Here is a 26,848-nt window from a genome sequence, read left to right as displayed (position 1 = left end):
TCAGGCCAGGTGTCCCGCGAACACGCGGGTGTCGTAGTCGAAGCTTATCGTGCCGTGCTCGGTACAGGCATCGAATAATTCGCGCAGCGCTTTCAGCATCGGCGCATGGTTGGGATGGTCTTCCTTCGGCGCGTACGACGATGACATCAGACGCCCGCGCAGCGCCTCGAAATCCAGCTGCTGGCTATGCGCGAAACGGGCGCTGCCGACAAAGCCCTTGCCGAACCATGCTCGCATACGGGCATCATCGGCATAGCGCTCGGCAACGCTGGTGTAATCCGTACCGTAGGTTTGCAGCAATAACTCGTAGCTTTCCAGAAACGGCGTGCCGGTGAGTCGGCGCGAGTTCCACCAGATCGCTGCGAGACCACCGGGCCTGAGAATGCGCGCAAACTCGCGCCGCGTCGTTTCCTCGTCAAACCAGTGAAACGCCTGCGCTACCGTGATCAGATCGACGCTGGCGTCATCCAGGCCAGTAGCATCGGCGCGGCCATCGATGGTGCTGAAATGGGCGTTGCCGCCCAACCACCTTTCAGCCGCCGCGCGCATAGGCGCATTCGGCTCGACCGCTATCACGCGGTAACCCGCATCGAGCAACATCTTCGACGAGATGCCGGTGCCGGCGCCGATATCCGCGACGAGCCAATCGGTGCTGACAGCATGCTCGCGCTGCAGCCAGTCGAGCAGCGCAGTTGGATAGTCGGGACGATAGCGCACGTAGTCATCGACCCGATCGCTGAAACGCGCCGTGGATTGCAGGCTGGTCATTTTATTTGGCCGCGGTTATTTGGCGTTGCTTTATTTGGCCGCGTTTTATTTGACCTTGTTTCATTTGAATCCGGCATTTCATACACTCCAAACTTCATGCAACTCTTTATGCATGCTCAGCCATTGAGCATCTGGCCACCGTCAACCACCAGTGTATGGCCGGTGATCCAAGCCGCGTAAGGCGATGCCAGAAACAGCGCCGCATGCGCCACTTCCTCCGGCCTGCCGAAGCGACCGAACGGAATCTTCGCCAACGTGGCGCGATAGGCCTCCGGCGCCTCGTGACTACGTCGCTCCCACAGACCGTCGGCGAATTCGATTGAACCGGGCGCTATCGCGTTGACGCGAATGCCGTGCTTTGCCAGCACGAGCGCCTGCGAACCCGTGTAGTGCGTCAGTGCCGCCTTCACTGCAGCATATGGCGCACCGCTGCCGCGAGGACGCAGCGCGGCGATCGATGTGGTGTGCAGGATGCACGCGCGCGGCGACGCCTGCAGAAACAGCAGTGCCGCACGTGAGGCGCGAACGGCAGCAAGCAGATCCACGTTGATGCCGGACGCCCAGCTCTCTTCGTCATCGCCAAAGCCAAAGCCGGTGCCGTTGTTGATCAGTACGTCGATACCGCCCAGCGCGTCAGCTGCGCCAGCGATATAGCCATCTATGTGAGCAGCCTCGGCGAGATCACAACGCTGTGCATGGGTAACGCCGCCGAACTCGGCCACCTGTTTACGGGTCTCTTCCAATGCGGCTTCGCCACGTGCGCAGATCGACACGGCAGCACCGGCCTGCGCGAACGCCAGCGCCATGCTGCGACCGATACCGCGGCTACCACCGGCAATGACGACGCGATAATCGCGATAATCAAACGGACTGGATGGCGATAGCTCGGCCATGACAAATCAGTGCCAGAACGTGCCGACGCTGAGGAACAGCACGCCAATAATTACCAGCACCGCCAGCACCGCAAAAGCCAGATGCACGTAGCCCAGTACCAGTCCAGCGATCGCCATCCCATTACCTTCCACTAAGGTTCCTGCGGGAGCGCGGCGTATTTCGCTGCGTGCCAGATGGCCGCAGACGATCGCCACGATCGCGCCGATAAACGGCAGCAGCAACCAGGTGAGAATGCCGAACACAAGGCTGACGATCGCCAGCGTGCTGGTAGTCGTCGACTGGTAGGAAGGTTGATAGCTCATCGGTTAGCTCACGGATGCCGGGTGGGAACAACGCCTTCGTGACCGAAAGGCGGACGATCCATCATCCGCCTTTCGCTATCGGCATTACAGATAGAACTTACAGGTCGAACTTGATGCTACAAATCAAATTTGATTCCTTGGGCCAGCGGCAACGAGTCGGAGTAGTTGATGGTGTTGGTCTGGCGGCGCATGTAGACCTTCCAGGCGTCCGAGCCGGATTCGCGACCGCCGCCGGTTTCCTTTTCGCCGCCAAACGCGCCACCGATTTCCGCACCCGAGGTGCCGATGTTGACGTTGGCGATGCCGCAATCCGAACCGGCCGCCGACAGAAACTGCTCGGCCGAACGCAGGTTGTTGGTGAACACCGACGAGGACAGGCCTTGCGGCACGTCGTTCTGCATCTCGATGGCTTCGTCCAGCGTGCTGAACGGCATCACGTAGAGGATCGGCGCGAAGGTTTCTGTTTGCACGACTTCATGCGAATTGGCAATGCCCGTGATGATCGTCGGCAGCACAAAGTTGCCCTTGCGATCGGTCAGCGCCTTGCCACCCGTCAGCACCTTGCCGCCGGCAGCCTTGGCCTTTTCGATAGCGGCCAGATAACCCTGCACTGCCTCGGGGCTGTTGAGCGGACCCATCAACGTGGTAGCAAGCGTGGGATCGCCGATCTTGCCTTCAACCTGACCGTAGGCCTTTACCAGGGTCTCGACCACGCTGTCGTGGATCGAGTGATGCACGAACAGGCGGCGTGTGGTGGTACAGCGCTGGCCGGCGGTGCCGACGGCGCCGAACACGATGCCGGGAATGGCCAGCTTCAGGTCAGCGGTTTCATCGAGGATGATCGCATTATTGCCGCCCAGCTCCAGCAGCGAACGGCCCATACGATGTGCCACACGCTCGCCGACCATGCGGCCGACCTTGGTCGAGCCAGTGAAACTGATCAGCGGGATACGCTTGTCGTCGACAAAGGCCTGCGACAGCTCGGTGCCAGCATCGTTGAACAGGAAAAACAGGTCCGGGAAGCTACCGGCCTTCAGCGCCTCGTTGCAAATCTTGATCGTGGCGATGGCCGACAGCGGTGTCTTCGGCGACGGCTTCCAGATGCAGATGTCACCGGCAATCGTGGCAAGCATCGCATTCCACGCCCACACGGCGACCGGAAAATTGAACGCGCTGATGATGCCGACCAAGCCAAGCGGGTGGTACTGGTCATACATGCGATGGCCCGGACGTTCCGAATGCATGGTGGCGCCGTACATCATGCGGCTCTGGCCGACCGCAAAATCGGCGATGTCGATCATCTCCTGCACTTCACCATCGCCCTCGGGCTTGATCTTGCCCATCTCGAAAGCGACCAGCGAACCCAGCGCATCCTTGTGCTTGCGCAAGGCTTCCCCGCACAAGCGTACCGCTTCGCCACGCAAGGGCGCCGGCGTCGTGCGCCAGACCTTGAAGGCGGCCTGGGCGCGCTCGACGATCTTCGCGTAGTCCGCTGCGCTGGACGCATGCACCGTGGCAATCACCTCACCACTAGCCGGATTCACCGGCTGCAACGTGCCGGCATCGGTGGTTTTCGACCACTCGCCCTGACCGAGATACGTGCCGGACTGCGCGTCCGTAAGGCTGAGCGCATTGAGGATTGCATGGGACATGGATGACTCCTGAGACGACGTGGCACCTGCCGGTGCCGTGAATTGAAGTAGCTAGCCCACCATTCTAGCAGGCGGCAAAAGGGAGCCTGACCGGCTGCACCTGCAACACGCACACGACAATCGTCGATTGGCATCCAAAGAGCGAGGAACTGCCTACGTGACACTCGACCACCATCGGCAAGTTTTTAATGCTCACATTGCCAGGTTGTTTGGCGTCAGCACTTGCTTTGCCGATGCATTACCGGGCTCACGCCTGAACTCCTCCCAGTCCCGCCAGGCCGCATAGAGCAAACCGGCGATGCCCAAGCCAAATCCAAAGAGAATCAGCCAGAAATGGCTTGGGCGGTAATCGAAAAGTACCCTCTGTTTGCCGGCGGCTAGATTGACTCGCTGGAATATCTCTCCTGTGCGTTCCAGCGGACTATCAGAGCCATTAACACTGGCCATCCATCCCGGATAGAAAGCCTCGCGACGTATGAGCTTTGCGGGACCCTGGCAATCCAGATCGGCCTCTCGTCGCGATACGCTCTTCAGATCGCAGGGGCCACCATCCACTTCGAAATACGGCTTGGGATTTGGTAGCTCGTAGATGTCCATATCCCGCCCACTGTAAACAAGTTTTTCCTCCGCTGCGTCTTGACCCTTCGGAGCCAATTGAAGGCTTACTGCCGGGGCAAAGCCAGGCGCTGCGTTGTCCAGCGTCAATTGTTGTGACGAACCGGGCGTCACGGGCCAAATCCATATGGCAACTGCCGAACGGCTTTGTTGATGACCCAACTTGACGGTGAGACGCATCGGTCCAGCGGATGGCATGACGAGCGCTTGATGTAACGTGATCTTCAATGCTGCGTTATCTACCGACTCACGCAGATTACGTTCACCGGCAGCGCATGCGCCGCGATCAATACAGAGTTGAGCGGTCAAAACACCATCGGCATGGTCACCGTAATTGCCGATCGTTACAGTGAGTCCGGTGATATGTCGACCTGCTGCACTGGACGGCAAATTCCAGTGAAATACTGCAACCTGACCGTCCTGCAAGGACAACGGCTGATTACCCCCGTCACGAATATCTGTGCTCAACAATTTGATGAAAGGATTTTTTTCGTGGTTTGAAAGTACATATTTCACTCCCAACTCTTCATAAGCCGAGCGACGTGTTGCCAACTCCTCTTCGACGGAAATTTCGTGATCGCTACGAGGATCTTCACCAATAAAAGTTACGTTGTCTGCCGATGGATCAATATGTTTATGAATATAATCCATCCAATCTTGACTTACAGGCAAATAATTATGATTAATCTGGGCAATACGAAAATAGGATCCATAGTTGGGAGCAAGCGGACCCAGCGAGTAAATTCTCTGCAGCGCAGTATGAACCTGCAGAAAAGCAACACCCGACTCCTGCTTAACAACATCCCGTCCACCGCTGCATATCGGCAGGGAAAAAGCAATGCATGAATCAACGCATAGTAGTAACACTATCATTTCAGCGCAGCGGCGCCAGTGCTTATGCAATCCAATGAGCACCATTCCTGCCAACAGCGAAAATAACAACCAAAATACCGACAAATAAAAATACGACCTATAATCTATGGATAGTGATAGATTTTTAATCATATCCCGAGCCGACCATAAGCCACCAGAAATCACGATCAGAATAATCAAAAAAACCAGCAACTGTCTTTTGTACGAAGAAGGTACATTCCGTTGTAGACCGTCAATACCCAGAGCAACCATTACCACTCCGGCAAACTCCCAAGACGGATTTGAGTAGCGAAAAAAAGCGGCTGATTTGACCATAGGAAGCACATTCATCAAGTCGCTAAAAGGCCGCCAATCAAACGTCTTTGCAAGACATAGGAACATCCAGACGAACAGGCACGCGGTAAGCCGGCGTGGCGCAAACATGATGCCCATGATTGCAAAAGCCAGTTGCAAGGCCGTGAAATACCCACCGATGTTGCCCCAAATAGCACCAAGCAAGGGAGTTTGGTCATTGAAGCGATCAATAGGTCCGAACAGCCAGGGTATCAATGACAGCAGCGACGATGCTCCCGGCAATGCAACATGAGCAAAGGCGCCATCGTGGCCCCCGATATACGCGCGGCCTAGATACTCAGCGAAAGGACCAAGGAGTGGCAAACTACACAGAAGGCCAACGCATACAGCTATAAAAAGCTTGCCAGCAAATACAAATTGCTGACGCCGGGTAAGTCCATCAAGTCGAGCGATTACCCACAACCCGGCAAATAAGCCGTCGATATAAGCTGTTTCTGGAAATCCAGCATAAAGCGACCAAGCTAATGCCGAGGGTATCAGTAGCCAGCTGCCGGAATGACCACTACCTATCCGCCCACGCAACTGCTCTATACCTAACAAAAGCATAGGCAAGAAGGCTATCGGCGCCGCTATGGGGGCACCATGCCAGGCAAAAGTTCCGTTGAACTCGAATAGTACTGCTCCGACCAACGAAGCCAAGACAGTAAGACTGAGCCTACGCAGCAGGGCATAAGTACATAAGCCCGCGATGATTTGCAAAACTATTTCTACCCAGAGTCCCCCTGCACGAAAGTGATAGAGCAAAACAAAAGGAAGAAAGAAAGAGCCTGGCTGAGCTTCAGCTGCCAGTGGCAGACCCACGCCTGTATACGAGTTCCACCAGGGTACTTGACCACTTAACCACTGATCAGCCGAAAGCTTGCCTAAAGCTTGAGCTTGGAATCCAACGTTTGGATCTATCCATGGATAGCCTCCGCCAGCTTTGAAGTGATCACCCACCGCCCCAACAAAGAGGGAGGGATCGGGGTCCCAGTAACCCAGCAATGCTGGCAAGCGCATCAGCACAGGCAAAAGGATCAGTAACCAGATGCAAAACCGGTTACCCGTATGAAATTTAGACAAAAGCACTCAAATCCTTGATTGGCTCGATGTTGGCTTCAACCTTCGTAAAACGGATAACTCAGATAGGCCAACATCTTCATCTCACGCCGACCTCGGGTCACCGTATCCAATACTAAGCCAGTCACGAAGCTGAGCATGCCCAGCAACATGACGCCCGTAGCCAAAATGACTGTGGGAAAGCGCGGCACCAAACTGGTATGCAGGCACTCACTTACCAAAGGAATGCCCAGCGCTGCAGAGCCAACCACAAAGACCAGGCCGATGACCTGCGCGATAGGCGTCATCCTTTGTTTCGCTGCGAACCCCGTCAATACAGCAACTCTGGGTTGATTCATGGCTTGGGCTCTTGAGCCAGATACAATATGTCATAGTAAGTTGGATCACCCGGTATACAAACATCCCTAATTCGGCAGTTAAGACGCGGCTGGCCAGTACGACGAAATCGCGCCACGACCGGATCCATGCGAAAATCTCGCCGCTGCCCTCGTAGCTCAGTTGGATAGAGCGGCCCCCTCCTAAGGGGCAGGTCGGACGTTCGAATCGTCTCGAGGGCACCACTGCTTGAATGCAAAGGCCGGCGATGCCGGCCTTTGTCGTTTCAGAAATCTGCCCGACGCCATGTGCATCAGCTCACGAGCTGCACGAGAGCATTGAGCAGCCGGCTTTTTGCCGAGCCCAGTCTGGACGTTTTTGCGCGTAACGCTCACGGCCGGGCTGGTCATCATAGGGACGGCGCATCACCTCAAGCAGTTCGTCGATGCCGCTGTTGTCGCCCCGCTCGGCAAGATCGATCGCCTGCTGCGCGAGGTAATTGCGCAGCACGTAGCGGGGGTTGGCGGCATTCATGCCTGCGCGTCGCTGCCCGGTCGATTGCGGATCACTGGCCAGTCGAGACGTGTAGCGCCTCAGCCAGTCGTTGAGGTCTCCCGTCGCATCAAGCTTCTTGGCTTCGTCATAAAAAGCGTCATCGAACAACGCGAGGCTCGGAGCGCTGACATCAACGTCGGCCAGTGCGCGAAACCACAACGTCATATCGACTTCGGCCTGTTGCATCAGCGATTGCAGCGACTGCATGAGTGCCACGTCATCATCGTGGCATTCGACCAGTCCGAATTTCGCGGCGATATTGGCGCGATCGGCCATACCGAACGCGGCGGCATAATGATCGAGCCCAGCCTGCAGCGGATCGGTGCTGGCAAACAACGGCGCCAGCGCGCCGGCCAGCCGGCTGAGATTCCACCATGCCACATTGGGCTGCTGACCGAAGCGATAACGCCGGCGCTGCGCATCGGTGGTGTTGGGCGTCCAGTCCGCATCGAAATTATCGACCCAGCCGTACGGGCCGTAGTCGATGGTGAGACCGAGGATCGACATGTTGTCGGTGTTCATTACGCCATGCACAAAGCCCACACGCATCCAGTGCGCCACCATCTGCGCAGTACGCTCGCACACTTGCGCAAACCACGCCGCGTACATTGTCTCGCCTTCGCCCTTCAGCTCGGGAAAATCGCGGCGAATGGTGAAATCCACCAGCTGCCTGAGCAACACGGTATCACCGCGTGAGGCGGGCAGTTCGAAGTTGCCGAAGCGGATGAACGACGGTGCCACGCGGCAGACGATCGCGCCACGTTCGGGCGCCGCATTGCCGTCATAGAACATGTCACGCACAACCTGCTCGCCGGTATCGACCAGACTCAGCGCGCGTGTGGTCGGTACACCGAGATGATGCATCGCCTCACTGCACAGGAATTCACGCACCGACGAACGCAGCACGGCACGACCGTCCGCGCCGCGCGAGTAAGGTGTCAGACCCGCGCCCTTCAGCTGCAACTCCCAACGCTCGCCCGCCGCATTGATCGTTTCGCCAAGCGAAATCGCCCGCCCGTCACCCAGCTGCCCGGCCCAGTTGCCAAACTGATGACCACCGTAGTTGGCGGCGTACGGCTGCATGCCATCAAGCAGCGCATTACCGCCGAATACCTGTGCAAATTCCGGCGAGGCAACATCCTCGGCGCTGAACCCAAGCGTGTTCGCCATCTCGCGTGAATAGGCCAGTACACGTGGCTGGCTTACCGGCGATGGATCGACGTGCGAATAAAGTGCGGTCTCCACCTGGCGCCGACGCGAGCCCTGCTCCGGGTCGCCCGGCAAATCGCGGATGAACGCATTGTCGAAAGTCGGCTGGTGCATGCGGTGCTGGCCCGGATGGTCAAACCACTTATATGGGGGTGCAGTTGGCCCTCGCCAACGATGCTGGCTGGCGCAACCGCTATAGTCGCACTTTCTCCGTTGCTACCGTACGACATGAACGACACCGTCAGCCCTTTCATCACCGCCGATTTGCAGCCTGAAGATGCACCCTATATCGATGCCACGCGTCGCTGGGTGGAACGTGCGGTGGTCGGCCTCAACCTGTGCCCGTTCGCACGGGCGCCAATGGTGCAACAGAAGATTCGCTACGCCGTGAGCCATGCGCGCGATACCGACACCTTGCTGGACGATCTGCTGGGAGAACTGCAAAGCCTGAACGCCATCGACGCCAGCGAATGCGAAACTACCTTGCTAATTCACCCCTATGTGCTGGGCGATTTTCTCGACTACAACGATTTCCTCGACAGTGCCGACGCAGCGGTGGAAACGCTGGGTCTGGAAGGCGCGCTGCAGGTCGCCAGTTTTCATCCGCATTACCAGTTTGCCGAGAGTGCACCTGACGATATCGAGAATTTCAGCAACCGCTCGCCCTACCCCACCCTGCACCTGCTGCGCGAAGCCAGCGTGGAGCGTGCGATGAAAGCAATGACCGATACCGATGCCATTTATCGCCGCAACATGGACACACTGCAGCGCCTGGGCACCGATGGCTGGCAGGCGCTGTGGCGCGATAACGCCGGGTGACGGCGCGCGACTGAATTCTCCCGGTTCAGGTGCATCGCCATCGATGCTGTCATGCTGACGAGTGAAAAATCTCCCCAATCCCTACGCGGAAAGCATCGACCCCAGCATTCGCTGCACGTCATGTGAAGCCATCTGCTGTCGCCTGACGGTCGTACTGATGCCCGACGATCACGTGCCCGAATGGTTGATCCACCGCGATCTGCGCGGCATGGAAACGTTGGCCAAGGGTGAGGATGGTTGGTGCGCGGCGGTTGATCCCAACACCTCCCGTTGCACCATCTACGACGAGCGACCCTCCATCTGTCGCAAGTACGCGATGGGCAGCCCGAGCTGCCAGGACGAGCGGCAAAAGTGGTATGGCGAGTCGATTCCGACGCAGGTCAATCTGATCTGACGACTGATCTGATGAAGATTCCTCGTTCGTTATTACCAACGAATCAATCGGTATCGAAAATCCGCGCGACTTCGCCAGCGTCCATTGCTCGCCATTCGCCGAGCGGCAACTCACCCAGGGTGAGTCCACCCACCGAAACACGCCGCAATGTTTCCACATGGTTGCCTGCCGCGGCAAACATTCGTCGTGCCTGGTGATAGCGCCCCTCGGTAACGGTCAGTCGCGCATGGCGCGGCGCAAGCACTTCGAGCACGGCTGGCGCCAGCGGCTCCTTTTCCGACTCCAGCATCAGCGTACCGCTGGCGAACAATTCGCCCTCATCGCCGCGCAGATCCTGCGCCAGCGTGGCCTCGTAGACCTTGGCTACTTGTGCTTTGGGGGAGATGATCCGGTGCAGCAACGCACCATCGTCGGTAAACAACAGCAAGCCACTGGTATCGCGATCGAGCCGTCCCACGCTGGATAACGCCGGCGTACGCACGCTGTAGCGCGGCGGTAGCAAGTCGTAGACCACGCGGCCCGGGTCTTTGCGCGAGCAAGTCACGCCCAACGGCTTGTTCATCATCAGCACCAGGCCAACCGGCGGATCGATCGGCTCGTCGTCAATGCGAATGGTTTCGTGCGCGACCACGTCATCGGCATACAGCACTTCACCTTCGAGATCGGTAATGCGCCCGGCGCGGAACATCTGCGAGACATCCTTGCGGCTGCCGTAGCCCAGGTTTGCAATCAGTTTGACCAGTTTCATCCACGCACTCCGCGAGCTTCGATCACTTTGAAACCATCCTGCATCGTCACCGCATGCACCTCGCGGAAACGCTTCATCAGCAACGCCTCGTAAGGCAGATGCCGATTCGCCACCAGCCACAGGCAACCGTCCGGTAGCAGCGCATCGGCCGCGCTGACGATGAATGCCTGACCCAACGCGGGCAAATCCGCACGCCCCTGATGGAATGGCGGATTGCTGACGATGGCATCATATTTTTGCGGCAGCCCGCGTGTCACATCATGCCAGTGCACCGAAGCCTCCACGGCTCGACCGCTGCTGTTACGCGCATTGTCCAGATTGATCTGCGCCGATTCCAATGCACGCGCCTCGGCTTCGTAGAGATCAATCGCGGATACTTTGGGACAGCGCGCGATTACCTGCGTGGCGAGGTAACCATAACCGGCGCCGAGATCGGCTACACGACCATGTAGATCCGCCGGCAAATGCGCCGCCAGCAGCGCTGACGCGCGGTCGATGCGATTCCACGCAAACAGACCAGGCCTGCTGATATAGCCATCCATGATTTCTCGCGGCGCGTCCAGCAACAGCCACTCGCCCAGCAATAACTGATCGATGTCCGTCACGCTTGGCGTGCTCCAGAACACGCGACATTTATGCTTCGACAGATGCTGCACAGCACCGGCCAGTTTCGCCAGATCCGCCTCACCCGACTTCGCCCCTTCCGTATTCGGCATGCTGGCAAGCACTGTCCCACCCGGCGCCAGATGCCGCAACGCGCGCGCAAACAAGGCTCGCGCCTCCTCGCGCTGACGCGGCGGCAATAGCACGATCAGCGAAAACGTTTCGCTCTCACCCGGCTCACCTACGCTAAAGCCATTTCGACCGAGCTCATCCGCGAACGGCATGAAGCTCTGCTCGCATAGCCAGCTTTTCGATGCCTTTTCGCGCAAACGCAGGCCCGCACGCGCGCGCAGAAAAAGCACGCGACCGTCCGCCGGCAGGCGCAATTCTCCCGTATCAAGTGGTACGAACAAGGCATCCAGCGCCGCATCGGGCGGCGCTGCGAAAACACCGATAGCTGTCACGTAAAGGCTTCAACGCTGAATAGGCGTGACATTGTACGTCGTGGCAAGTTCGGACATCGAATATCGCCTAGGGTTGCCTCATGCAGCACTTCCAAGCCATGGGGCGTTCGGCGTCAACTCACGAAACAAGGGCCCGTCTCGCGCACTTCGACGGTGGCCCACGCCGCCGCCGGGCACTCGGCAGCAGCAGCTATCGCTTCGTCCCTGCTTGTGCAATCCAGCAGAAAGAAACCGCCGACCATTTCCTTGGCCTCTGCAAACGGGCCGTCCTTCAGCACGCTTTTGCCTTCGCGTTGCTGTACGCGCACGCCGTGAACATCGGGGAGCAGCGAATGGCTCGCCGTCAGCAGGCCACGCTCCTTCAAGCTCTCACCGAACGCCACCATTTGCGCGTAAGCCTGGCGACCCTCATCGGGCGTACGAGCTTCACGCTGGCCGCGGGGTTCGACGATCAGCAACAAGTAAGCCATGAAATGCTCCTTCGATAATTTGGTCGGATCGGGTCGATGACGGTAATGGCAAAGTCGTCGACAGCATAGATCCATTCGCGATAGCCCCACCGATCAACCACAGGCGGCGGCGCGCTTCAGCAGCAGTCCGTGCTCGCAGGCATTGCTGGCGAGCGCGGCAGCCCGCAGGAATTCATCACGAGCCTCGTCCACGCGCCCCAGTCGGCTCAGCAGGTCACCACGTACGCTGGGCAACAGATGGTAGTTATCCAGCGCAGACGCCTTGACCAGCGCATCGACCAAGTCCAGCCCCGCCTGGGCGCCGAACGCCATCGATACCGCTACGGCACGGTTCAATTCGATGACCGGTGACGGCGTCAGCTGCGACAGCGTCGCATATAGCTGGGCGATGCGCGGCCAGTCGGTTAGCTCGGCGGCCAGGGCACGTGCATGGCAGGCAGCGATCATTGCCTGCAGGGTATATGGACCGACGGGACCGACTTTTATCGCGCGACCCAACGCATCGAAACCGCGCTGGATCAGTAGGCGATCCCAAAGCGAACGGTTCTGCTCCAGCAGCAGCACCGGATTCCCTCCAGCGTCGATGCGGGCTCGTGCACGCGATGCCTGGATTTCCATCAATGCCACCAACCCATGGACTTCAGCCTCAGCCGGCATCAGTGCGGCCAGCACACGGCCCAGGCGCAAGGCGTCCTCGCACAGGCCAGGACGCATCCAGTCGTCACCGGCAGTCGCTGTGTAACCCTCATTGAAAATCAGATAGATGACTTCCAGCACCGATGCCAGGCGTTCGCCCAATTCGGCGGCTCTTGGCACCTCGAACGCCACCTTCTTTTCAGCCAGCTGACGTTTGGCGCGCACGATACGCTGGGCGATGGTCGGCTCCGGCTGCAGGAATGCGCGGGCGATCTCGCTGGTCGTGAGTCCGCCGAGCAGGCGCAGGGTCAATGCCACGCGCGCATCGGTGGAGAGCACCGGATGGCAGGCCACGAACATCAGGCGCAGCAGGTCGTCGCCGATCTCGTCATCCATGGCATCCTCGATGTCGGCCGTGCGCTGCTCCTGTTCGGACTCCAGTTCGTAGCCGAGCTGCACATGCTTGCGTTCCAGCAGCTTCTGGCGGCGCAGATGATCGATGGCACGGCGTTTGGCGGTGGTTGTCAGCCACGCCGCCGGGTTGTCCGGAACACCGGTTTGCCGCCAGGATTCCATCGCAGCCACCAGAGCATCCTGCGCCAGTTCCTCGGCCACGCCGACATCGCGCAGCATCCGTGCCAGCACCGCGATCAATCGCGGTGATTCGATGCGCCAGAGCGCCTCGATGCGGCGCTGAAGATCGGTCGACGTCATAGCCGCCGATCAAACCATTGCCGACTGACCGATGCAAGTGTCGGAAATGCGACACGGACTCACGATCTCGAACGCAGCCGCCGCTCCTGCTCGCGTAGTTCTGGCGTCAATGCCTCACCGAAATCCTCCGCCTCGAACACCTGACGAATCTCGATTTCGGATTCCCCGTCGAACGGATTGGGGCAGCGCTTGACCCATTCGATCGCCTCTTCCCGCGAGCGCACCTGCCACAACCAGAAGCCGGCGATCAGCTCCTTGGTTTCGGCAAACGGACCATCGACCACGGTGCGTCTGGCACCGGAAAAAACGACCCGTACACCCTTAGAGCTGGACTGCAGTCCCTCGGCGGCCAGCATCACACCGGCCTTGACCAGCTCCTCGTTGAAACGGCCCATTTCGGCCAGCCGCTGCTCACTGGGCATCGTGCCTGCTTCTGAGTCCGCCGTAGCCCTCACCATCACCATGAATCGCATCGTCGTGCCTCCCGTGTTGGACCGTGCCTCGAATCCTGCTCTCGAACCAACTGTGACTTGCAGCCTTCCTTGCTGTGAAGTCGTCTATACGTCGTCGTACTCGTCATGTCGGCGCCACCATAGGTAGGGCGCGGTTTGCGGATGGCCGCTGGGTGAATTTTCCCAATCCTCCTGGCGGCCCAGCGGAGTCAGATCGAGCAGCGTCCAGTGGCTGCCGAGCGCTTCAACGCCGCGCCCGGTAGTGAAATAGGTGCGAAAGACATCCGTGCCATCTCGCAGAAACACGCTAAGGCCGAATGCTTCGCCTTGATCGGAAGTGACCCCGAAGTCGGTGTTGAAATCGCTGTCGATCGACGAATACCAGGGCACCGTCCAGCCCATGCGTTGACGGTAAGCCTGCAGATTTGCCAGCGGTGCGCGTGACACCAACACCATTGAAGTCTCGCGGGCATGCAGGTGCGCGGATTGCCCCAGGTTATCGACGAACATCGAACAACCCGGGCAACCGGCGTTCGGCCAGCCGTGCACGCCCGGCGCAAACATGAAGTGATAGAGGATCAATTGGCGGCGGCCCTCGAACAGGCCCAATAGAGAAGCTTCGCCTTCGGGCGTGTGGAACCGATAGTCCTTGTCGATACGAACCATCGGCTGACGACGCCGCTCCGCAGCCAATGCATCCCGTGCGCGGGTCGCTTGCTTCTCTTTCGTCAATAGCCGCGCGTGTGCGATCAGCCATTCGTCTTTCGACACGATGGGAGGAAGATTCATGCGTGTACTCCGGTTTGCAACGGCTCAGCCGTCCTTTTCGCAGTTGACCATCCAGGGCGTACCGAAGCGGTCGACCAGCATGCCGAACCGGACGGCAAAAAAGGTCTTTTCCATTGGCATCCGTATCTCGCCACCTTCCGTCAGCGCTGCGAACACGCGCTCGGCCTCGGCGACGGTATCGACATTGAGCGATACGGAGAAACCCTTGGCTTGTCCGAACGGCTGATCAGCTATCCAGTCACTGCCCATCAGCTGTTGATCACCGAAGATCAGATGGGCATGCATGATTCTGTCGCGCCATTCGGCCGGCATCGCGTCGCAGCCGGGTGCCTCGCTCGCCCGCACGATCCTGTCCATCGTGCCTCCCAGACACTGCTCGTAGAACTTGAACGCCGCCTCGCATTGGCCATCGAAAAACAGGTAGGTAATCAATTTCATGGTGTTCTCCTCGATAAAACCTGTGTGGTGTATGGCAAGCATTAGCCTCAACAGACATGCATCACCACAGTGGATTCAAGTCGGGAAAGGCTCACGCCAGGCCTCCAGTTCATTCAGGCGGTTGTGCCAATCGCGCACATGGCGAAAATCATCCAGCGGGATGTGCGCGTGTTCTGCATAGGGCAACGTGATTGCCACCGTGAAATCCGCCACGCTGAGTTGATTGCCGACCAGCCAGCGACGGCCCTCCAAATGCGCATCAAGAACGGCGGCATAACGGCGGAACTGCTGCTGTGCATCTGTGACAACACCAGGATCGGGATCACCGAGACCGAAGCGCGCCTTGATGATGTATTCGAAATACAGCTCACCGGCATAGCGGTTGAAATGCTGAGCTGCCCAACTCAACCAGCGGATGATCTCGATCTGCCGCTCGTCTTGTGGCCAGAGGTCCGAACCGGCGCGCGTGGCCAGATGGCAGGTGATGGCATCGGCCTCCCAAAAGACCCGATCGTCATCGACCAGTGTTGGCACATGGCCGTTCGGATTGATCGCCAGATAATGTGATGTCTTCTGCTGGCCACGACTGAGATCGAGAAAAATGTACTCGACGGGTATCTGCAGATACTTCGCCACGGCGCAGGCTTTGCGCGGGGACAGCACGTCTGAGTAATAGAGTTTCATGATCGGCGATCCTTTGGCTCATCGAGTTCAGGACGGCTCTTCGGGGGAAGCAGCAGGCCTTCTCAGTAAAGAGCCAAAAATCGACTCTATGCCTCCATGACGAACGGGATCGACCCGAATCGACATCGTCATGGATTCCATTGAGCCCAGGAGACGGAACCGGCCCTGGCAAGCACTGAAAGCCCCTGATTCTTCCTTGACTTCAGCACGTATGGGTGTGGGTTGCAGCCGGACGAATCTTGTCCGGACGGATGAATGCGTTCTTGCAGACCACCATGATGGGCTGGAACCTGGTGCGAATGCGCAACATTCTGGCAGGGAGCGCAAGATGAGGCCGAGTTGCCTCGACCTCCGCCGTAAGGCACCGGTCTTGCATACGAAAATGGATCGAGACGCTCTTCGACGATGAGAAAATAAAGTGGACCGCGTGATGTGAGTGCGCGGTCAGTGCGTTTTTCAACGGCCTGCTAGGGTGCGTAGTCAATCTTGCGCATCTGCGTCGGCAGTCCCCGGCACCTGCGCAGCCGGTAGCAGGTGATCACCCACAATTGAGCGAGCCGGGCATGTCGCCAGTGATCCACGGCACGCCAACGCCAAGCAAAAAGTCACTCTGTCACGCATGCTGTCTGTCGCAGGGGCTGCCATGGCTCCTGCTGGCATCAGCGGTCAAAGCATGAAGCGCGACGCCAGGATGCTTAGCGCGAAGAACTGCGCCAGCACTACCCAGACACCAAGCGTGATACGTTCAGCCGTGTCGTTCTCCTGTCGCCTCAATGCAAACCACAATGCGAAGGGGATTAATGTGTAGCGTCCTTCAATCAACCAGGATGCCGCCAGATAGAAAGTGGCAAACGGAAAAAGCAGCCAACCCTGTGGAGCGCTGAACTGCGTATGGGCCAGCCCGCAAGCTGCAATAGTTGCGACTAGGCCGAATCCCCACCAAGCCCAGTGATTTCGGGTAACTGCAACAAGCACGGCGTTGTGCAGAAAATGATCCGCCGCAATCAGGTTGCCAAAGCAGGTAACCGCGAAACCCGCGGCATAGATCGCAAAAATCCCCAGTGGGAATAGTAACCACCAAGAGTTCGCATACGCGGTCAGCGCGAATCGCCGCAAACCACCCCATAACTGCAGTGGGAGGAAGATGCCCGCAACGAAAAGGAAGAAAAACGGATTACCCCAATGGAGGCTGGCGTCCGGATGGATATTGGCCAAGGCATTTGCGAAAACGATGCTGCCGTTCCATGCCCAGTACGCCAGAAACAAAAGCGTTGCAACGCAATATGGCCACACAATGCGGAATACCTCGGATGTCGCAAGCCAAGGGCGCCAGCCCGTCTCCCGCAAGATAGGCCAGAGTGCATACATGGCCAGGAAGCCTGCCCATACGACATCGTTCTGCCGCACTGCGATTGCTGCAATCAAGACCAGGGCAGCCCACAGATGACGATCACGCAATGTAGCCCAGAATGCGGCGAGCACCAGCGCTACCGATAAGACATCCGTATAGGCCAGGAAGCAGTACGGATACAGCAATGGAAAGAACAGGAACTGCGCAACTGTGCGCGACAAGTGCTCCTGCGCCAACTCTCGTCGCACCAGATAAAAGAACACGCCGCCGAGCAGGCCAAAGCACATGTTGACCGTTCGCGCACCAGCCAGCGACTGGCTACCGAACAGTTTCATGATGGCAGCCAATAGCAAATGGTAGCCTGGGATATTGGTCAGATTGGAATTGACGTCGTGCAAGTCACCGTGAAGGAAACTGAAAATCTGCGCCGTGTGCGCCCATTCGTCGACGATCAGCGTATTCGTTGCGCGTGCGCGGATCACAACCACTAGCCAGAACAAGGCAAGCAATAGGCAACCTGCCATATACAGGTATCGAGAAAAGGCAAAGCTCGCTGTTTGCGGTACACGAGGACGCCGCATCTTCGCCGGTATTTGAACCATCGTCTCTGGTAACCACAGTCTTAGACTGCTTAATCATCGCATTGCTTCATTGCAGTGCAAGAAGAACCTGTTCAACCCAGCCGCTATACGAGCTGGCGGAAATTCCCGGCTCAACACCGTTTTGTCATATCAGGCAGGGTGACGGATACCGGCGCCAGCCAGTACACCTGAGTTGATTCAGCGCGTGGCGCCCACTGTGGATACCTGCACTGGCAACTCATCCATCATCTGCTTGGCCAGTGGCTGGTAGCCACCTTGGAAATGGTGATCGCCCTTCTTCGGATGCATGACGATCCACTTGGGCACGTTCGGCTCGGTGCAGACGGTGTCATCCGCATCGTCGAGGCCGTAGTAGCAGACTACTGGTGGCTTGTTGTCGAGCGCCTGCAACGGCGGCATGGCGTCGTATTCCTTGATCGGGTTGATGCTTTCCATCAGCGACTTGAAGTGGTCCTGAAACCAGCCCTGCTTGATCATGTAACCCTGGAGCTCAATTTCGAAATTGACCTCTTTGCTCGGTGCCAGCAACACCATCTGGGTGATACGCGCACGATTGGCGGGACTGAGCTTGTTGACGAGTGTGGGCAGCAGATCGGCACCGAAGGAATAGCCGATCAGCCAGATGCGTGGCTTGTTCCATGCCGCGGTGTACTTGGTCATCAGCGCATCGAGTTCAGCAGCGGATTCGTCAGCCGTGCGGTTGCGCCAGTAGTACTTGAAGGTGTTGATCCCGAGCACGGGAATACCACGATCGATGAAGGCGATGCCCAGGCGTCGATCCAGATCGGCCCAGCCGCCGTCGCCGGAATAGATGATTGCCATCACGTCGCTTTTGCCAGCCGGTGGCGGCGAGCTGAAGCTGCTCACCTGCATCGGCACAGCAACGCTTTCGAGACTGACGCGGGCGAACGGCTGCCATATCAGCAACACCACCACAGCAACGACGACCACGACGGCCAGCACAACCAGCTTCTTGCGTTTCATCGGCCTGCTTTTCATCGACGTACAACACCCGTGAGGCCGCCAGCGATGAGGCTGGCAACGTTGGTTAGAATCATTGGCAAGGCAATACCACCAGGCACAGCCATGTAACGCGGTTCCCATTCCGGATCGAACTTGTCCTTGTAGCGCTGCAGCCCGCGGAAGTTGTAGAAACGCTCGCCACGTCCGAATACCAACGCGCCGAAGCGATTCCACAACGGTGCCTGCCGTCGGTTCTGCAGACCGGCCAACGGTGCCATGCCGAGGTTGAACCAGCGATAGCCCTCACTCTTGGCCCACTGCATCAGCTCCACGAACAGATAATCCATGATGCCGGTGGGGCCATCGGGCAAAAAGCGCATCAGATCGACCGAGGCTTCCTCACGTGTTTCCGTCAGAAACAGGTTGGCAAAGGCCACCAGCTTGTCGTTCTGCCACACCAGCGCCATCGGCGTACGCACCAGGTAACGTGGGTCGAACGCGCCTAGCGAAAAGCGTTTTTCGCGCCCGCGCTTGTCGCCCATCCACGCATCGGAAATCTGCTTGATCTGCGGCATCAACGCTGCCACCGCTTCGGCCGGCACGATCTCCAGCCGCAGGCCATCGCGACCGAGTTTGTTGACTGTGTTGCGCAGCACCTTTTTCGATTTGCCGTCGAGGTTGAAACCGTCCAGACGCACGCGTGCTTCTTCGCCGATCTTCAGCAGGTTCATGCCCACTTCGAGATACAGGTCGAGATCCGCCGGGCTGACCTGATAAAAAACCGGCCATCCACCTGCGCGTTCGCACTGTTCCAGAAAAGCCCATACCAGCTCGCGGCGAACATCCTCATTCGCGCCTACCGGATCGCCCATCGTGACCCAGCTGCGGCCTTCAATGTCGTACATCACAAACGCCCTGTGTTCGGCGTCGAACAGCAAGGTCTTGTCACCCATCAGCGCCAGATGCGCCTGCGCCGATGGAAACTGTTTGATCAGTGGCAGCGCCTGTGCCAGCTCCGTTTCCGTGGGAGGTTCGCGATGCAACTTGACTGGCTTGATCAAACTGGCCAGCGCAAACAGCATGCCCGCCGCCGCCGCCGCCACCAGCGCTCGCAGCGCACGCGGTGCACCACCTTCATGGAAGCTGAATTCCCACCACAGGCTGTTGCTGTAGTCGACGTGCTTGAAGCTGAACGTTACCAGCCACACCGCGCAGCTCAGCACCGCAAGAATCGCCAGAATCCAGCCCAACGAAAACGTGGTGCTGAACAGCGAAGCGCGTCGGTAGAACAACCGATGCGCCGGCGCCAGCGCCATCGCCAGCAGGGTGAGCAGGGTTGCTTCTTCGTAGTCGATGCCCTTGAGCAGCGAAAAGATCGCACCGGCCACCAGCAGGATCAGCGTGAGCACATACGCCGCATCGAGCCGACGCTGCAGCCCACGCGCGAGAATCAGCAGCAGCATGCCGATCACGCTGGCCAGCAGATGCGACACCTCCAGCACGGACAGCGGGAGCACCTCGCGCAGCATCTCCATGCGGTTGGGCAGCGCACGCGTAGCACCGGAGAACAGCAGTACCGCGCCGGAAACCAGGGTCAACCCGGCAAAAAACGATGGCAACAAGCCGGTGAACCACGGCGACAGCAGCGACTTCTCACGGATGCCGCGCGCCTCTCGCTGCAGCACCATCACGATGGCGCCGCACAGCGGCAGCAGATAGTAGACCACCCGGAACACCACCAGCGCGCCGAGGATGGGCGCTGCCAACGCCTCGTTGCCGGTGGCACCAAAACCGGCCAGCATGATCGCCTCGAATACGCCCAGCCCGCCGGGCACATGACTGATCAAGCCGGCGATCTGCGCGATCACGAAGATCGCCAGGAAATGCCCGAAACCGTTGTTGAGCTGATCGGGCATCAGTATGTACAGCACCGCAGCCGCCAGACCCCAGTCAAACGCACCAATCAGGATCTGCCGAAAGCCGGTCGATACCGATGGCATGTTGATGCGCAGGCGAAAAATACGCAGTGGCCGATGCAACAAACCGCCAGCAAGCCACAGCAGCGGCACCAAAGTCAGCGCCATCGCAATCGGGATACGCAGTTCCGCCATCATGCGTAAAGGCGCCATCGGGAAATCCAGCGGCAGCGGTATGCACAGCAACGTGACGCCGGTCAATGCCAGCAAGCCCAACCAGAAGCTGGTGGTGCAGAACAGCACCACCTTGGCCACCTCCGCGGTAGTCAAGCCGTTCTGTATGTAGAAGCGATAGCGGATCGAACCCGACACCAGCAACGACATGCCCACGGCGTTGCTGAAGGCGTAACTGATAAACGAGATCAAGCTGACCCGTCGCCACGGCAGCTTTCGCCCGATCGAGATCAGCGCGTAACGGTCGTACAACGTCATCACCGCATAACCCAGTGCAGTGAACAGCGCAGCCAGCAGCAGCCGCGGACGCGACAGCCGGTTCACGTACTTGCGAACCTGGTGGTAATCCACCTCTTTGGCCAGCAAATGCAGTGCCCACAGCGCCAGGCACAGCATGGCTACCGAGAACAGCGGCCCGGCCAGCCGACGCAGTATCACCATGCGCTGGCTTGGCGGTGCCAGGGCCTGTTCGGCGCTCAAAGCCGGCTCAATCTTTTCCTGCTGCACGTCTTGTGGCTCTGCGCCCTGTGGCTTCACGCGACGACGAACTCCCTCTGATAGCGGTCTAGTGTAAAGCCTCACCTATTTCAGGTCGTAAATAACCTGTTGCCTGCGATCGTCTTCGTTGCTATCGATAAGCCGTGGCCTGAAGCGGCCGCTGACACCGCGCGAACGCAAAGTGTATCAAGGGGGCGTGTTGCCATGCCCCAGACGCCCCACCCAACGGTATAGCAGCATCATCACGACCGCGAATGTCGCGCCACCGATCCACAACGCCGGGCCGCTCGCGAACGCATCGCTGACCAAGGCGAGCGGATAGTCCTTGCCGGAAACTGCCACAAAGGCGGCGATAACGACTCCGAGCAAGCCTTCGCCCACGATCATGCCGGAAGCCAGAAGCACGCCGAGTTGCTTGGTCGCCTCGGGATCTTTCGAAGTGTGGTCCGCGCGGCGATCGAACCACCAGCCAGCCACCGCCCCAACTACCACCATCAAAGTGCTCTGCGTCGGCAGGTAAATGCCAAGGCCCACCGCGAGCGGCGACAGGTGTGCGGACTTGGTCGTGCGGCGCAGCGTTTCGTCAATGGCGATCATCACCACACCGATTACACCACCGATCTTGATCAGCCCCCAGTCGATATTGTTCTGGATCACTCCCTGCGCCAGCGCCGAGATCAGCCCCGCCTGCGGTGCGGCAAGTGCATTGGCGCGTTGCGGTCCAGGTGCGCCGACGAATCCATACGCATGGTTGAGCAAGTCGAGGATGGGCGGAATGATCGCCGCACCGGCAATCACGCCGATAACCAACGCCCACTGTTGTTTCGATGGCGTGGCGTCCACCAGCTGACCGGTCTTAAGATCCTGCAGGTTGTTGTTGGCGATGGCCGCTGCGGCAAACACAATCGAGGTAATGAACAGCGCGAATGCCACCAAGGCTTTTTCGCTATCGGCGGGCAGCATCGAACGCAGACCAAATACAAGTAGTAGAGCAGCGCTGATTACCACGATGATGCCGATGCCTGAAAGCGGGCTGTTCGACGAGCCGATCAAACCCGCCATATAGCCGCACACAGCCGATACAAAGAAGCTCATCAACACCACGAAGATCAGTCCACCGACGACGAGTGCCGTGATGTGATCGCCCAACCCGTGCCCTGCCGTTGCGGCAAAGTTGGCAATCAACCAGCCAATCGGCAGTAGACAGACCAGCGAAATCAGACCGACTTGTCCGATCGGAATGTCCTGCTCGGTCCGCGGCAACGAGGCGGCATGGCCAGCGCCGCGCGCGCGCGAGGCGGCCATTGCCGAGGTCAGCCCACTGATCACCGGCTTGACCAGTTTGGCAAGCGTCCAGACGGCAGCCACGCCAATGGTGCCCGCGCCGACGAAGCGCACCTTGTGGCTCCACGTGGCGCCGGCCAGTTCCGCAATCGACCCGGTCAAAGGTGCCAGCGCGGAGAAATGCGGCACCCCCCAGCCCCAGCCGATCAGCGCCCCCACCAGCATGGCCACGCCCACCCACAGTCCCACCAGGTGGCCGATGCCGAACAAGGCGAACGAAAGGAAAAAATCAAAACCGGTCACACCGCCCTTGTCGCCGCCGACGCGAAAGTAATGCACCACATCGCCTGCGAACACTCGCGTTGCCACCACTACAGCAAAAACCGCCGAAACGATCGAACCCCACAAGACGGCCATCAGGCCAGCGCGATTGGATTCCGCCGCCGCCTCGGCGCTGATCCCTTCGCCGGTACCAGCACCCACCTTCAGCACTTCGGCGCAGGCCACGCCTTCGGGATACGGCAAATCGGAATTGGTCACTAGCGCACGACGCAGCGGGATCGAGTACATCACACCGAGAATGCCGCCCAGAGCGCAGATCGCGAACGACGTCCAGTAATTGAAACCGGTCCACCAGCCGATCAGAATCAAGCCAGGCAGTACGAAGATAATCGAAGACAGCGTTCCAGCTGCTGACGCGACAGTCTGCACGATGTTGTTCTCCTGCATCGTGGCGCCCTTGAAGTAGCGCAGCACCGCCATCGAGATCACCGCCGCCGGAATCGACGTGGCGAACGTCAGGCCGGCTTTGAGGCCGAAGAACACGTTGGCCGCGGTGAACACGACGGTGATCACGATACCGATGATCACGCCACGTAGGGTCAACTCGGCGCGCGGCGCGGCGCTGGACGGTAACTGTGCACTCACGAATGATTCTCCCCGGACGGATTCTGCCGGGAAAGATAGCGTGGAATCACCGTGCGTGGTGATTTTGCCGGCGTTGCGGCATAGCTTGGCCGTGCGAAAAACATGTTTTACAGGCCCAGACGGCTTTCGAAACGGCGCAGTTCGCCGGAAAGCGGATCGACAAACGTCAAGCTTTTCGCCAGCAATTTCAGCGGACGCTGATAGTCGTCAACGTCCTGGGTGGTCAACGTCGGATACCAGGGATCGTTGAAAATCGGCGCACCCAGCCCCGACATATGCACCCGCAGTTGGTGCTTCTTACCGGTAATCGGATGCAGCGCGTAACGCCAGAGATCATTGCCGCACTCGATCACTTCGATACGCGTCTCGCTGTTCGATTCGCCATCGATTTCATGCGTGCGGAAAAACGGCTCGCCGCGTACCAGCCGCGTGCGTCGCGTCAATGGAAACGACGACTCTGCCAACGGCGGCGCCAGCGCTTCATAGCGCTTCTCGATACGCTGTTGCTGGAACAGCGCCTGATAGGCGGATCGACTCGCCCTATTCGCCGAAAACAAAACCAGTCCGGCGGTCGCACGATCGATCCGATGCAGTGGCACCAGATCTGGATTGTCCAGCCGGCGCATCAGCCTTCGCAGCAAAGTTTCTTCGACAAAACTGCCGCTCGGGACCACCGGCAAAAAATGTGGCTTGTCGGCCACCACCAGATGCTCATCGACGTGCAATACCGTTTCGGTAAATGGAATCGGTGTTTCATCGACCACTTCGCGGTAGTAATGAATGCGCTGCCCGACTCGCGAATACGGCGTTGCCAAAGTGATCGCCCCACCCTGCGCATCCAGCACTCGCCCACGCGCCATGCGATCCACCCACTGCTCACGGCTGATCGCGGGAAACGCGGCGCAAAGCCCGTCAAGCACGGTTTGCCAAGGGCCAGCAGGTAGATGCACAGTGCTGGCTTCGGCTTCACGAATATAAGGCGGTGCGGGCAGGCTCATGCAGCCAGTGTAGTGCGCGGCAACAAATCACCTGCACTTTCTTTCGATCATCGCTTCGATGCGCATCATATGTACTTACGAGTGACATTAAATACACTCGATTCGGGCAAGAATTCGCCCGGAAATGATCCATGTCGAGCGTTGACTTGGCATCGATTTTGCGAACATCAAGGACGCACCATGCAAGCTTCCCGTGTTTTTGGACAAACCACTTTCCACCCTCACTCGCTTATCTCGCGGCTTGCTTCTGCCGCCTTGCTAGCTCTCTCCCTTTTCCTATGCTGCAGCGATCGCGGCCTTGCCGCCAGTCTTGATCCTGGCGTCTTGAAAAAGGTGACGGCCGCCACCTTCGAAGTGGTCATTCCCAAGCCGATCGACGACCCGCTTACGTATGAAAAGCCGCTGCCGCTGGATCTGTTGCCGTATCAATTTCGCAATGACAAATACTTATCCATCGGCACAGCGTTCGCACTCGGTGGAAATTGCTATGTCACTGCCGCACACGTGTTGGATATCGGCATCGGTAGCCCGATGGGCGCACCGGCGCTGCGCGATGCTAGCGGCCACGTTTATGCCATCGACAAGATCATCAAGTTTTCGCTTGGTCAGGATTTCGTGGTGTTCTCGTTGACCCAGCAGCCGCCAAACACGGCGACACTCGAGACAGATACAAAACCTGAATTGAATGAGACGGTTTACGCCGTCGGCAATGCCCTGGGTACGGGCGTCATTGTTCGCGACGGCCTGTACACCTCCGATACACCGGAAGATCAGGACGGCCGCTGGAAATGGATGCGTTTTTCCGCTGCCGCCTCGCCCGGAAACAGCGGTGGCCCGCTGCTGGACAAGGACGGCAAGATCATCGGCATCGTGCTGATGAAATCACCAAACGAGAACCTCAACTACGCACTGCCGATCGATGAATTACTCAAGGCGCCAGACAACCTCGCCGTGATCGACAAGCGGCTGACCTATCAGCCAACGTTCTTCAACGACACACAGGCCGGCGTTTTCAAGCAACAATTTGCGCTGCCAAAAACCTTTGACGATTTCAGCACGACCTATCTGAAGTTCGGTGATGCGTTTGCCGATGATCAGCTAAAGACTCTGCGCGAAAAGAACGCCGACAAGCTGTTTCCGAACGGGAACGGTTCCAATCGGCTGCTACACGCCAGTGCCGACTTGCACACGTTTCCTTCAATCATCCGCCGCAACAGTAACGGCACTTGGCTGCTAACCAGTTCGCAGCCCAATCGCTCGCCGCTGCCGAAAAATGGCTATCTGGAAACCAGTGTCGTTGGCGGAAACATGTTACTGATGCATCTGCGTAAACCGGATGATCTGTCGGCAAATCAGCTCTACGGCGATGCCAGGCAGTCGATGGATCTAATATTGAAAAGCTGGTTGCTCTCCCGCGATATCGGTTCGGAAAAGGTCAGGGTTACTTCGTTGGGCGAACCAACCCAGCAATCGGTTTACAACGATGTCTACCGGCGACACTGGCAAGTTCGCCTATGGCCGTTGGCCTACGGAAACGCGCTGGTGATGTCTTTCTCACTGCCCGTTCCAGATGGCTATGTGACGATGATTCAGTTGGCACCTGCCGGCGAACGATATCCCATCATGATTGACATGCAGGCAACCTGTGACTTCATCGACGTATCCTACGGCGGCACACTGGCGCAGTGGAAGGATTACTTGACCAATACCGCTCTGCTACCGGCCGTACTGTCCGGTATCGACCTGCATATCGACTATGGCCACGAGTTCAGCTTCCACTCGAAGCGCTTCAGCCTTTCATATATGCCAGAACTACAGAAGATCGATCCGGGCAGCTATCTGGAGCTTGGTTTTAGCTACATCGCGGATAACACCAGCCGGGATCACAGCAAGGTGACCTGGGACGTGACCGATGTCATGGCAAAGCCGAATGCCAATAACGCGGAACGATTCAATGTAACCCGGCACGCCGCGCCCACCGACGATCTCGAGGACAGCTTTCGCAATAGGTGGGACAAGTTCAAACATCGTCAACCGCCAGATGACAGCATCGCCTACAGCAAGGACGACATGACCCAGATCGGCACCGTGGCAGGACAGCCGAGCGACTCTTCTACCGTGCTCTACACCACATTCGTCGCCGCGGAAGGTTCGGTGCCGCAGGACGCCATGAAGAGCAAGCTCGACCTGCTAGTGAAGAATCTGCAGGTGAACGAGCACTGATATCGCCTGGATCGCTCGCCGTAACAAGTGATTGCCCCGCGCAAG

Annotated in this window: 23 protein-coding genes and 1 tRNA gene; 4 read left to right on the top strand and 20 right to left on the bottom strand. The window is 58.5% G+C overall.

The window, feature by feature from the left end; translation table 11 throughout:
• The 6 genes from HDE80_RS14795 to HDE80_RS14770 form a co-directional block, all read right to left on the bottom strand.
• On the bottom strand, nucleotides 1–768 hold the full coding sequence (locus HDE80_RS14795) for a class I SAM-dependent methyltransferase (protein WP_184672123.1): 768 nt from the start codon (nucleotides 766–768) through the stop codon (nucleotides 1–3).
• A 116-nt stretch (nucleotides 769–884) separates the two neighbouring features.
• Nucleotides 885–1,661 carry an SDR family oxidoreductase gene (locus tag HDE80_RS14790; protein ID WP_184672121.1) on the bottom strand — a complete coding sequence of 259 codons (777 nt, stop codon included), beginning with the start codon at nucleotides 1,659–1,661 and terminating at the stop codon, nucleotides 885–887.
• Between the two features lie 6 nt (nucleotides 1,662–1,667).
• Complete coding sequence (locus tag HDE80_RS14785) at nucleotides 1,668–1,964, bottom strand: DUF4190 domain-containing protein (protein ID WP_184672119.1); 297 nt, start codon at nucleotides 1,962–1,964, stop codon at nucleotides 1,668–1,670.
• Between the two features lie 116 nt (nucleotides 1,965–2,080).
• Nucleotides 2,081–3,616, bottom strand: coding sequence for an aldehyde dehydrogenase family protein (locus HDE80_RS14780; protein WP_184672117.1), 1,536 nt, complete (start codon nucleotides 3,614–3,616; stop codon nucleotides 2,081–2,083).
• Between the two features lie 192 nt (nucleotides 3,617–3,808).
• Nucleotides 3,809–6,520: a hypothetical protein gene (locus HDE80_RS14775; RefSeq protein WP_184672115.1), complete on the bottom strand. Its 2,712-nt coding sequence runs from the start codon at nucleotides 6,518–6,520 to the stop codon at nucleotides 3,809–3,811.
• Between the two features lie 35 nt (nucleotides 6,521–6,555).
• Complete coding sequence (locus HDE80_RS14770) at nucleotides 6,556–6,855, bottom strand: hypothetical protein (RefSeq protein WP_184672113.1); 300 nt, start codon at nucleotides 6,853–6,855, stop codon at nucleotides 6,556–6,558.
• A 145-nt stretch (nucleotides 6,856–7,000) separates the two neighbouring features.
• Between HDE80_RS14770 and HDE80_RS14765 the strand changes: the two genes are divergently transcribed.
• Nucleotides 7,001–7,077: transfer RNA gene (locus HDE80_RS14765), tRNA-Arg, on the top strand.
• A gap of 73 nt (nucleotides 7,078–7,150) precedes the next feature.
• Here the strand turns inward: HDE80_RS14765 and HDE80_RS14760 are convergent.
• Entirely contained in the window at nucleotides 7,151–8,710 is a 1,560-nt protein-coding gene (locus tag HDE80_RS14760) for a YdiU family protein (RefSeq protein ID WP_184672111.1), read from the bottom strand.
• Between the two features lie 114 nt (nucleotides 8,711–8,824).
• Between HDE80_RS14760 and HDE80_RS14755 the strand changes: the two genes are divergently transcribed.
• Nucleotides 8,825–9,415: a DUF1415 domain-containing protein gene (locus tag HDE80_RS14755; protein WP_184672109.1), complete on the top strand. Its 591-nt coding sequence runs from the start codon at nucleotides 8,825–8,827 to the stop codon at nucleotides 9,413–9,415.
• Nucleotides 9,416–9,476: 61 nt separating this feature from the next.
• On the top strand, nucleotides 9,477–9,809 hold the full coding sequence (locus HDE80_RS14750; protein WP_184603467.1) for a YkgJ family cysteine cluster protein: 333 nt from the start codon (nucleotides 9,477–9,479) through the stop codon (nucleotides 9,807–9,809).
• 43 nt (nucleotides 9,810–9,852) lie between these two features.
• On the opposite strand, the gene HDE80_RS14745 is transcribed toward HDE80_RS14750, so the two are convergent.
• From HDE80_RS14745 to HDE80_RS14685, 13 genes are all read right to left on the bottom strand, one after another.
• The gene (locus HDE80_RS14745; protein WP_184672107.1) at nucleotides 9,853–10,557 is read right to left on the bottom strand and encodes a 16S rRNA pseudouridine(516) synthase; all 705 of its coding nucleotides are present in this window, start codon (nucleotides 10,555–10,557) and stop codon (nucleotides 9,853–9,855) included.
• Entirely contained in the window at nucleotides 10,554–11,624 is a 1,071-nt protein-coding gene (locus tag HDE80_RS14740) for a class I SAM-dependent methyltransferase (protein WP_184672105.1), read from the bottom strand. The genes HDE80_RS14745 and HDE80_RS14740 overlap by 4 nt, the downstream gene beginning before the upstream one ends.
• Before the next feature lie 113 nt (nucleotides 11,625–11,737).
• Nucleotides 11,738–12,094 (bottom strand): YciI family protein, encoded by a 357-nt coding sequence (locus tag HDE80_RS14735; protein ID WP_184672103.1) that lies wholly within the window; start codon nucleotides 12,092–12,094, stop codon nucleotides 11,738–11,740.
• A gap of 93 nt (nucleotides 12,095–12,187) precedes the next feature.
• On the bottom strand, nucleotides 12,188–13,444 hold the full coding sequence (locus HDE80_RS14730; protein ID WP_184672101.1) for an RNA polymerase sigma factor: 1,257 nt from the start codon (nucleotides 13,442–13,444) through the stop codon (nucleotides 12,188–12,190).
• Between the two features lie 59 nt (nucleotides 13,445–13,503).
• Nucleotides 13,504–13,917, bottom strand: a complete 414-nt coding sequence (locus HDE80_RS14725; RefSeq protein ID WP_184672099.1) for a YciI family protein — start codon at nucleotides 13,915–13,917, stop codon at nucleotides 13,504–13,506.
• Nucleotides 13,918–14,001: 84 nt separating this feature from the next.
• On the bottom strand, nucleotides 14,002–14,685 hold the full coding sequence (locus HDE80_RS14720; RefSeq protein WP_184672097.1) for a DUF899 domain-containing protein: 684 nt from the start codon (nucleotides 14,683–14,685) through the stop codon (nucleotides 14,002–14,004).
• Between the two features lie 24 nt (nucleotides 14,686–14,709).
• Nucleotides 14,710–15,123 (bottom strand): VOC family protein, encoded by a 414-nt coding sequence (locus HDE80_RS14715; RefSeq protein ID WP_184672095.1) that lies wholly within the window; start codon nucleotides 15,121–15,123, stop codon nucleotides 14,710–14,712.
• A 75-nt stretch (nucleotides 15,124–15,198) separates the two neighbouring features.
• Entirely contained in the window at nucleotides 15,199–15,807 is a 609-nt protein-coding gene (locus HDE80_RS14710) for a glutathione S-transferase family protein (RefSeq protein WP_184672093.1), read from the bottom strand.
• A 666-nt stretch (nucleotides 15,808–16,473) separates the two neighbouring features.
• On the bottom strand, nucleotides 16,474–17,682 hold the full coding sequence (locus HDE80_RS14705; RefSeq protein ID WP_184672091.1) for a hypothetical protein: 1,209 nt from the start codon (nucleotides 17,680–17,682) through the stop codon (nucleotides 16,474–16,476).
• Between the two features lie 255 nt (nucleotides 17,683–17,937).
• Nucleotides 17,938–18,744: an AcvB/VirJ family lysyl-phosphatidylglycerol hydrolase gene (locus tag HDE80_RS14700; protein ID WP_184672089.1), complete on the bottom strand. Its 807-nt coding sequence runs from the start codon at nucleotides 18,742–18,744 to the stop codon at nucleotides 17,938–17,940.
• A gap of 11 nt (nucleotides 18,745–18,755) precedes the next feature.
• A complete protein-coding gene (gene mprF, locus HDE80_RS14695) occupies nucleotides 18,756–21,410 on the bottom strand; it encodes a bifunctional lysylphosphatidylglycerol flippase/synthetase MprF (protein ID WP_345776455.1) in 2,655 nt (884 codons plus the stop codon).
• 147 nt (nucleotides 21,411–21,557) lie between these two features.
• Nucleotides 21,558–23,582 carry an oligopeptide transporter, OPT family gene (locus tag HDE80_RS14690; protein ID WP_184672087.1) on the bottom strand — a complete coding sequence of 675 codons (2,025 nt, stop codon included), beginning with the start codon at nucleotides 23,580–23,582 and terminating at the stop codon, nucleotides 21,558–21,560.
• A 107-nt stretch (nucleotides 23,583–23,689) separates the two neighbouring features.
• On the bottom strand, nucleotides 23,690–24,580 hold the full coding sequence (locus HDE80_RS14685) for a pseudouridine synthase (protein WP_184672085.1): 891 nt from the start codon (nucleotides 24,578–24,580) through the stop codon (nucleotides 23,690–23,692).
• Between the two features lie 333 nt (nucleotides 24,581–24,913).
• On the opposite strand from HDE80_RS14685, the gene HDE80_RS14680 reads away from it, so the two are divergent.
• Nucleotides 24,914–26,803 carry a trypsin-like peptidase domain-containing protein gene (locus tag HDE80_RS14680; RefSeq protein ID WP_345776458.1) on the top strand — a complete coding sequence of 630 codons (1,890 nt, stop codon included), beginning with the start codon at nucleotides 24,914–24,916 and terminating at the stop codon, nucleotides 26,801–26,803.
• Nucleotides 26,804–26,848: the final 45 nt, after the last annotated feature.

This window comes from Rhodanobacter sp. A1T4 (assembly GCF_014207185.1).
GTDB lineage: Bacteria > Pseudomonadota > Gammaproteobacteria > Xanthomonadales > Rhodanobacteraceae > Rhodanobacter.
Note: the sequence above shows the minus strand (reverse complement) of the source record. Positions and strands in the feature narration are given on the sequence as shown.